General features: G+C 39.6%; 7 protein-coding genes. 5 read left to right on the top strand and 2 right to left on the bottom strand.

Annotated features, from left to right (window positions below; all coding sequences use genetic code 11):
- The first annotated feature begins 113 nt into the window (after nt 1–113).
- Nucleotides 114–710: a CPBP family intramembrane glutamic endopeptidase gene (locus tag HMPREF2987_RS02420; protein WP_075229180.1), complete on the top strand. Its 597-nt coding sequence runs from the start codon at nt 114–116 to the stop codon at nt 708–710.
- Nucleotides 711–1,061: 351 nt separating this feature from the next.
- On the opposite strand, the gene HMPREF2987_RS02415 is transcribed toward HMPREF2987_RS02420, so the two are convergent.
- Together HMPREF2987_RS02415 and HMPREF2987_RS02410 are read right to left on the bottom strand one after the other, a co-directional pair.
- Complete coding sequence (locus HMPREF2987_RS02415) at nt 1,062–2,621, bottom strand: ATP-binding cassette domain-containing protein (RefSeq protein ID WP_075229371.1); 1,560 nt, start codon at nt 2,619–2,621, stop codon at nt 1,062–1,064.
- Between the two features lie 347 nt (nt 2,622–2,968).
- Nucleotides 2,969–3,298: a helicase BlpT gene (locus HMPREF2987_RS02410; protein WP_075229179.1), complete on the bottom strand. Its 330-nt coding sequence runs from the start codon at nt 3,296–3,298 to the stop codon at nt 2,969–2,971.
- 169 nt (nt 3,299–3,467) lie between these two features.
- Between HMPREF2987_RS02410 and HMPREF2987_RS02405 the strand changes: the two genes are divergently transcribed.
- The 4 genes from HMPREF2987_RS02405 (at nt 3,468) to HMPREF2987_RS02390 (ending at nt 6,316) form a co-directional block, all read left to right on the top strand.
- The gene (locus HMPREF2987_RS02405; protein ID WP_075229178.1) at nt 3,468–4,010 is read left to right on the top strand and encodes a YceD family protein; all 543 of its coding nucleotides are present in this window, start codon (nt 3,468–3,470) and stop codon (nt 4,008–4,010) included.
- Nucleotides 4,011–4,640: an endonuclease III gene (nth, locus tag HMPREF2987_RS02400; protein WP_075229177.1), complete on the top strand. Its 630-nt coding sequence runs from the start codon at nt 4,011–4,013 to the stop codon at nt 4,638–4,640. It abuts the gene before it with no gap.
- A 210-nt stretch (nt 4,641–4,850) separates the two neighbouring features.
- On the top strand, nt 4,851–5,372 hold the full coding sequence (pyrR, locus tag HMPREF2987_RS02395) for a bifunctional pyr operon transcriptional regulator/uracil phosphoribosyltransferase PyrR (protein ID WP_075229176.1): 522 nt from the start codon (nt 4,851–4,853) through the stop codon (nt 5,370–5,372).
- 20 nt (nt 5,373–5,392) lie between these two features.
- The gene (locus HMPREF2987_RS02390; RefSeq protein ID WP_075229175.1) at nt 5,393–6,316 is read left to right on the top strand and encodes an aspartate carbamoyltransferase catalytic subunit; all 924 of its coding nucleotides are present in this window, start codon (nt 5,393–5,395) and stop codon (nt 6,314–6,316) included.
- Nucleotides 6,317–6,355: the final 39 nt, after the last annotated feature.

Below are 6,355 nucleotides of genomic sequence, written 5' to 3'. Positions count from 1 at the left end.
ACGAATTACCGATTTCTGTCCCACTCTCTTTTGCATCTATCACCTCACTTGTGACTTGTCCTATCACAAAAAAGTAGTATAATATATGTAATTAAATATTAGTGAGGTGAATCATGTATAAGCGCTGGATGACCTTTTTCTTGATTTTGATTTTCATACCAATACATTTGAGTATAGCTGACAAAGTTATGCAGACAAATTCATTAGTTCTCTCAATCATTTTTACACTTGTTGAACTCTCAATGTTTTTTTATGTAGGAAGAAAGTATGACCTGTTTCACATTCGAAAAATCAGCCTAAAAGATATGTTGAAGTGGCTTCTCTCCTACACCTTGCTTTTCCTGTTTTATATCTTGGTCAATTTTTTAGGTCCTACCCAATCAGACACTACTCAATCAATTCAAAGTTTATCACTTTCATTGCCTGTGCTCTTTCTAGATCTCTGTATTTTAGCACCAGTCACGGAAGAAATTTTTATGCGAGGACTGTTACAAGGGACAGTATTTAAGAATACATATATTGGCTTGGTTGCCACATCGGTTCTCTTTGCTTATCTACATGGCCCCTATACGATTCCTAGTTTTATCACCTATTTAGGTATGGGTGTGGCATTTGGTATAAGGTATAAGACTTCCGACAATCTTTGGAATTCCATTCTTTTACATGTCCTCAATAATCTAGTTGCATTTTGCTTTATGTATTTTAGATAAGGCCAAATTAGAATGCTTCGATTTTTAAACAGAGGTAAAAAGTTATTTAGCTTATACAACCGAACTAATAGCCAGTCATGAGGTGGCTTGCAAAAACTCTTCTATACCCATCCGCCAATCTCAGAACGGATTGAGCGTTTGCAACATATGTAAAAAGCGAGAGTGGGACAGAAATCGGTAATTCGTTAGAATTCGATTTCGTCGTCCCACCTCCGCACAGTTGAGTAGGGCTGTAAAAGCTGATGAAATCAGCGTAGAAGAGCCCACTCAACCACTGCGTCTTGCTCGACAATCCAAAGAGAATTGAGAGGCCAGGACTTTTGTCCCAGCCTCTTTTGAGATTTTCTACATTTATAAATCCTGTAAATCAACGACTTCCAAACCATGTTCTGTCAGACGATAGATACTCGTACAGACTTCTTTTAAGAAACGTCGATCATGCGAAACAGTAACCAGACCACCGGGATAAGAGGCAAAGAGTTTTCTGATTTCTGGTTGAGAAGTTGGAGAAAAGTTTCGTGTGGGTTCATCCAGAAGGAGAAAGTTCGGTTTACGTAGAACTAAATTCAAAAGAAGAAGTTTTCCTTGTTGACCTCCAGATAAGGAGTGGATTTGGTGGTGCATCTCTGGATAGCTGAAATTAAGGCTGGCTAAGTGAGATTGAATTTTCTGTAATTCCTCTTTGTGTCCAGTTTGGCTGAGAAATTCTACTGGAGATAGATCAAAATTCAATGTTTCTTGGTAATCTTGTGGCATAAATCCAAGTGAGATTTCTCTCTTATTATTAAGAAGTTGCTGCAGCTTGGCTAAAAGAGTTGATTTGCCAACACCATTTGGCCCGATGATACCGATTTTTTCTTGACCACGGACAGTTAATTGTAGCCCTTGAGCTAAAACACGCTCACCAATGGATAAAGTTTCATTTTCCAGTCGAACTAAGACTTTTGAAGTGGCTAATGGCTCTATATCTGAAAAGAAAAGTTGGATTTGTTCCTCTTCGAGTGGCTTTTGGGTCATGGACTGAGCTGCTTTTTCGTAACGTCTTTCTTGAGAGAGAACATTTTTCATCTTTTTAGCCAATAGGCGACCGGCAGTACTATCTTTAGTGTTTCGCAAGGCAGTTTCTACGCTTTGCTTGACTCGGCGATGCTTTTCCATGGTTTTATCATAGGAACGTTGGTCGTTGGCAGCTTGCTGGCTTTGTCTGGCAAAATTAGCCTTTCTCTGTTCACTATAGCGATCATAGTCTAAATGTTCGACCAGGGTTTCAGCTTCCTTTCGATGCTTGACCAGTCGTAAGTGGATAATGGTGTCTGCCGTTTGAGAAAGAAAGTCTTCATCATGGGAAATGAAAATAACGGTTTGCCTCATCTTCTGAATTTGACTTTTTAGCCAATCAATCGTCTCAAGGTCTAGGTCATTTGAAGGTTCATCTAAAAATAGAATCTCAAAAGGTTTTGCTAACTCATGGATGAGCTGAATTTTCAAAGCTTCGCCCCCCGAGAGGGTGTCAATCTCTTGGTCACTAGCAAAACGATTGCTGTCAAAGTGCAATTCCTCAGCCAAACGATAGAGAATGCTGTAGTCCAACTCAGCAGGATCTAAAAAGAAGTAGTCCTGTAAAGATTTTTTCTTCAGTTCTTCAGGGAGATGTTGGGGAATGTAGGCCAGGGCCTGAAGGTCAGACTGGATTTCTCCCTTAATAGTAAAATCCGCTAATCTTTCTCCCATTAAAGTTCGAAGTAAGGTTGATTTGCCATTTCCTTCTTCACCAATAATAGCGACCTTTTCTCCGTCTTGGATAGTCATATTTAAATCGGAAATAAGGTCTCGTAAATCTTTGTTTTGTGTGATGGTCAGATGATTGATTTTTATCATATTATTGCCCTTTCTAGAATGTCCACATTGCATAACAAAAAGCTCTACTTTACCTAGTAGAGCCAATCGTCTATGTCAAAAAAACTCTTTTAATACTCTTCGAAAATCAAATTCAAACCACGCCAGCGTCGCCTTGCCGTACTCAAGTACAACCTGCGGCTAGCTTCCTAGTTTGCTCTTTGATTTTCATTGAGTATAAAATGCCAGAAGAAAGAGCATAAAAGAGCATACAAAAAGAGACAGAAACAAGATCTACTAAATAAAGGTTCTTTATTTGATAGACTTAGTTGTTCATGTCTCCCTTACCTCCGAGTATTGTTGCAATCATCATACTCTTTTTGAGAAACTTTGTCAAGATTAAGCCAGAAAATCCTCTATTTTTAAAAACCAAAAACAGGTCCATAGAGTGTCAAAACGTGCTTAACTTGATCGTAGTGGAACTTGTCATAGTTTCGCCAAGCAGTGCGAGCTTCTTCATTCAGTTTAAGTGTACCAAGTCCAATCAAAAGACTAGTCCATTGGTAAAAAGATTCCAGTTCAATTAAGATGGCGTTGTCTACTTTCTCAGCCTTTTTGAGTTGATTGAGAAGCTGGTCAATAATTTTCTGCAAGCGCAGATCATCAGGCAATCCTTGTTTGCAGGTCTGATAGGCTTTATTTAACTCGGAAATGAGTTGATAAGCTTCTAGGATTAGTTCTTTGTCTTCCATATGAGCGCCCTCCTTTGCTCATGTATTGATGTCTATAGTATAGCACTAAAAGCAAAATATGTCATAGTAAATATATCAAAAATTCAATAATATTTAAAACAAGGTCTGCAGCGATTAAATTAAGTGATTTCATGGTATAATCAAGATAGAAAATCTTTATGGAGGAAGTATGAAATTAAATATTCAAGAAATCCGTAAGCAGCCTGAAGGCTTGCACTTTGAGCAGACTTTAGACTTAGCAGCTGACTTGCGTGCCCGTAATCAAGAAATTTTAGATGTAAAAGATATTGTTACGGTAGGGAAGGTTCAGTACGAAGACCGTATGTTTTTCCTAGACTATCAATTGTCTTATACAATCGTTTTAGCTTCTAGTCGTAGCATGGAACCGGTAGAATTGAAAGAGTCTTATCCAGTGACAGAAGTCTTTATGGAAGGTGCAGTCAATCAACTGGACCAAGAAGTTCTAGATGATGATTTAGTCTTGCCTATCGAAAATGGAGAAATTGACCTAGCTGAAAGCGTTTCAGACAATATCTTGCTCAATATTCCAATCAAGGTCTTAACAGCTGAGGAAGAAGCTGGTCAGGGATTTGTTTCTGGAAATGACTGGCAAATTATGTCTGAAGAAGAGTATCAAGCTCAACAGGCAGTCAAAAAAGAAGAAAATAGTCCTTTTGCAGGTTTACAAGGGCTGTTTGATGGAGATGAATAGATGGTTTTATCCAAGAAACGTGCCCGTCATGTCATTGAGGAAATCATCGCTCTTTTTCCAGATGCAAAACCGAGTCTAGACTTTCGCAATCATTTTGAACTTCTGGTTGCAGTTATGTTGTCTGCTCAGACTACAGATGCGGCAGTAAATAAAGCAACTCCGGCTCTTTTCGAAGCCTTTCCTACACCTCAAGCTATGGCAGACGCAAGTGAGAGTGACATAGCTAAACATATTTCTCGTTTAGGACTTTACCGAAACAAGGCAAAGTTCCTCAAAAAATGTGCCCAACAGTTACTAGACGATTTTGATGGTCAAGTACCTCAGACACGTGAGGAATTGGAGAGTCTGGCAGGTGTTGGTCGTAAGACAGCTAATGTTGTGATGAGTGTTGGCTTTGGGATTCCTGCCTTCGCTGTGGATACTCATGTGGAGCGCATCTGTAAGCATCATGATATTGTCAAAAAATCTGCTACACCCCTCGAAGTCGAAAAACGAGTCATGGATATCCTGCCACCAGAAAAGTGGTTGCCAGCCCATCAAGCTATGATTTACTTTGGTAGAGCTATTTGTCATCCAAAAAATCCAGAATGCGATCAGTATCCGCAATTATACGATTTTAGTTCGTTATAAGATGGAATTTTCATGTTTTTTTCTTGCATTGATTCCTAGTTTGTGTTATAGTAGTACCAATCAAATATTCCTTTAATCCTGTCCCGTGAGGCAGGCAAGGAGCTGGATTAAGTAGAAGGGTGGAGTCTATACTGTTTTTGGTAGGGCTAGCTTAACTATATATTCTGAAGTCTCCTTGTTTAAGGAGACTTTTCTTTTTGGAGGTTTGTCATGAAGACAAAAGAAGTAGTTGACGAATTGACCGTCAAGCGAGCGATTACTCGAATCACCTACGAGATTATCGAGCGAAACAAAGACTTGAACAAGATTGTATTGGCAGGGATAAAAACACGAGGTGTCTTTATTGCCCGCCGCATTCAAGAACGATTGGAACAGTTGGAGTCAATCTCAGTACCGATCGTTGAGTTAGATACAAAACCATTCCGTGACGATGTTAAAAGTGGGGAAGATACTTCTGTCATTTCTGTTGATGTAACGGATAGAGAAGTGATTTTAGTGGATGATGTACTCTATACAGGTCGTACCATCCGAGCAGCCATTGACAACATCGTTAGCCATGGCCGTCCTGCTCGTGTGAGTTTAGCAGTTCTAGTAGACCGAGGACATAGAGAATTACCAATTCGTCCAGACTACGTTGGTAAAAACATCCCAACCAGTCGTTCAGAAGAGATCATCGTAGAGATGACTGAACTTGATGGACAAGATCGTGTTCTTATTACTGAAGAAGCGTAGATAGCAAAAAGGAGTTAGCCATGTCAGAAAATCAACAAGCCATTCAACACGTAGTTTCTATGGAAGACCTTACTGTAGAACAAGTCATGAAATTGATCAAACGCGGGATCGAATTTAAAAATGGAGCAAAAGCTTCTTACGAAGACCAACACATTGTCTCTAATCTCTTCTTTGAGAGTTCGACTCGTACCCACAAATCTTTTGAAGTAGCAGAGATTAAACTAGGACTTCACCTATTGGACTTTGACGTGAAAACAAGTTCAGTCAATAAGGGTGAAACACTCTATGATACAATTTTGACCTTGTCAGCCTTGGGAGTGGATGCCTGTGTCATCCGACATCCAGAGGTAGACTACTATAGAGAGTTGATCGCAAGTCCTACTATTACGACTTCCATTATCAATGGTGGGGATGGTTCGGGTCAACACCCAAGCCAAAGCTTGCTTGATTTAATGACGATTTATGAAGAATTTGGACACTTTGAAGGACTTAAAGTGGCCATTGCTGGAGACCTTGACCATTCACGTGTGGCTAAATCCAATATGCAAATCTTAAAACGTTTGGGAGCAGAACTCTACTTTGCTGGTCCAGAAGAATGGAGAAGTCAAGAATTTGCGGACTATGGAAAGTTTGTAAATATTGATGAAATCATTGACCAAGTTGATGTGATGATGTTTCTTCGTGTTCAACATGAACGCCATGATAGTGGAACAGGTTTTTCAAAAGAAGGCTATCACACTCAACATGGTTTAACTCAAGAACGCTATGACCGCTTGAAAGAGAAGGCTATTCTGATGCACCCTGCTCCAGTCAACCGCGATGTTGAAATTGCTGATCACTTGGTTGAAGCTCCAAAATCACGGATTGTTCAACAGATGACTAATGGTGTCTTTGTCAGAATGGCAATCTTGGAATCCGTATTGGCATATAGAAAAGCAAAATAAGACACAAAACGTTAAAAGATGCCTGAGAGCATCCACGAG

The organism is Streptococcus sp. HMSC067H01 (assembly GCF_001814775.1).
Taxonomy (GTDB): domain Bacteria; phylum Bacillota; class Bacilli; order Lactobacillales; family Streptococcaceae; genus Streptococcus.
The sequence above is the reverse complement of the archived record's forward strand: the minus strand, read 5'-3'. Positions and strand labels throughout refer to the sequence as shown.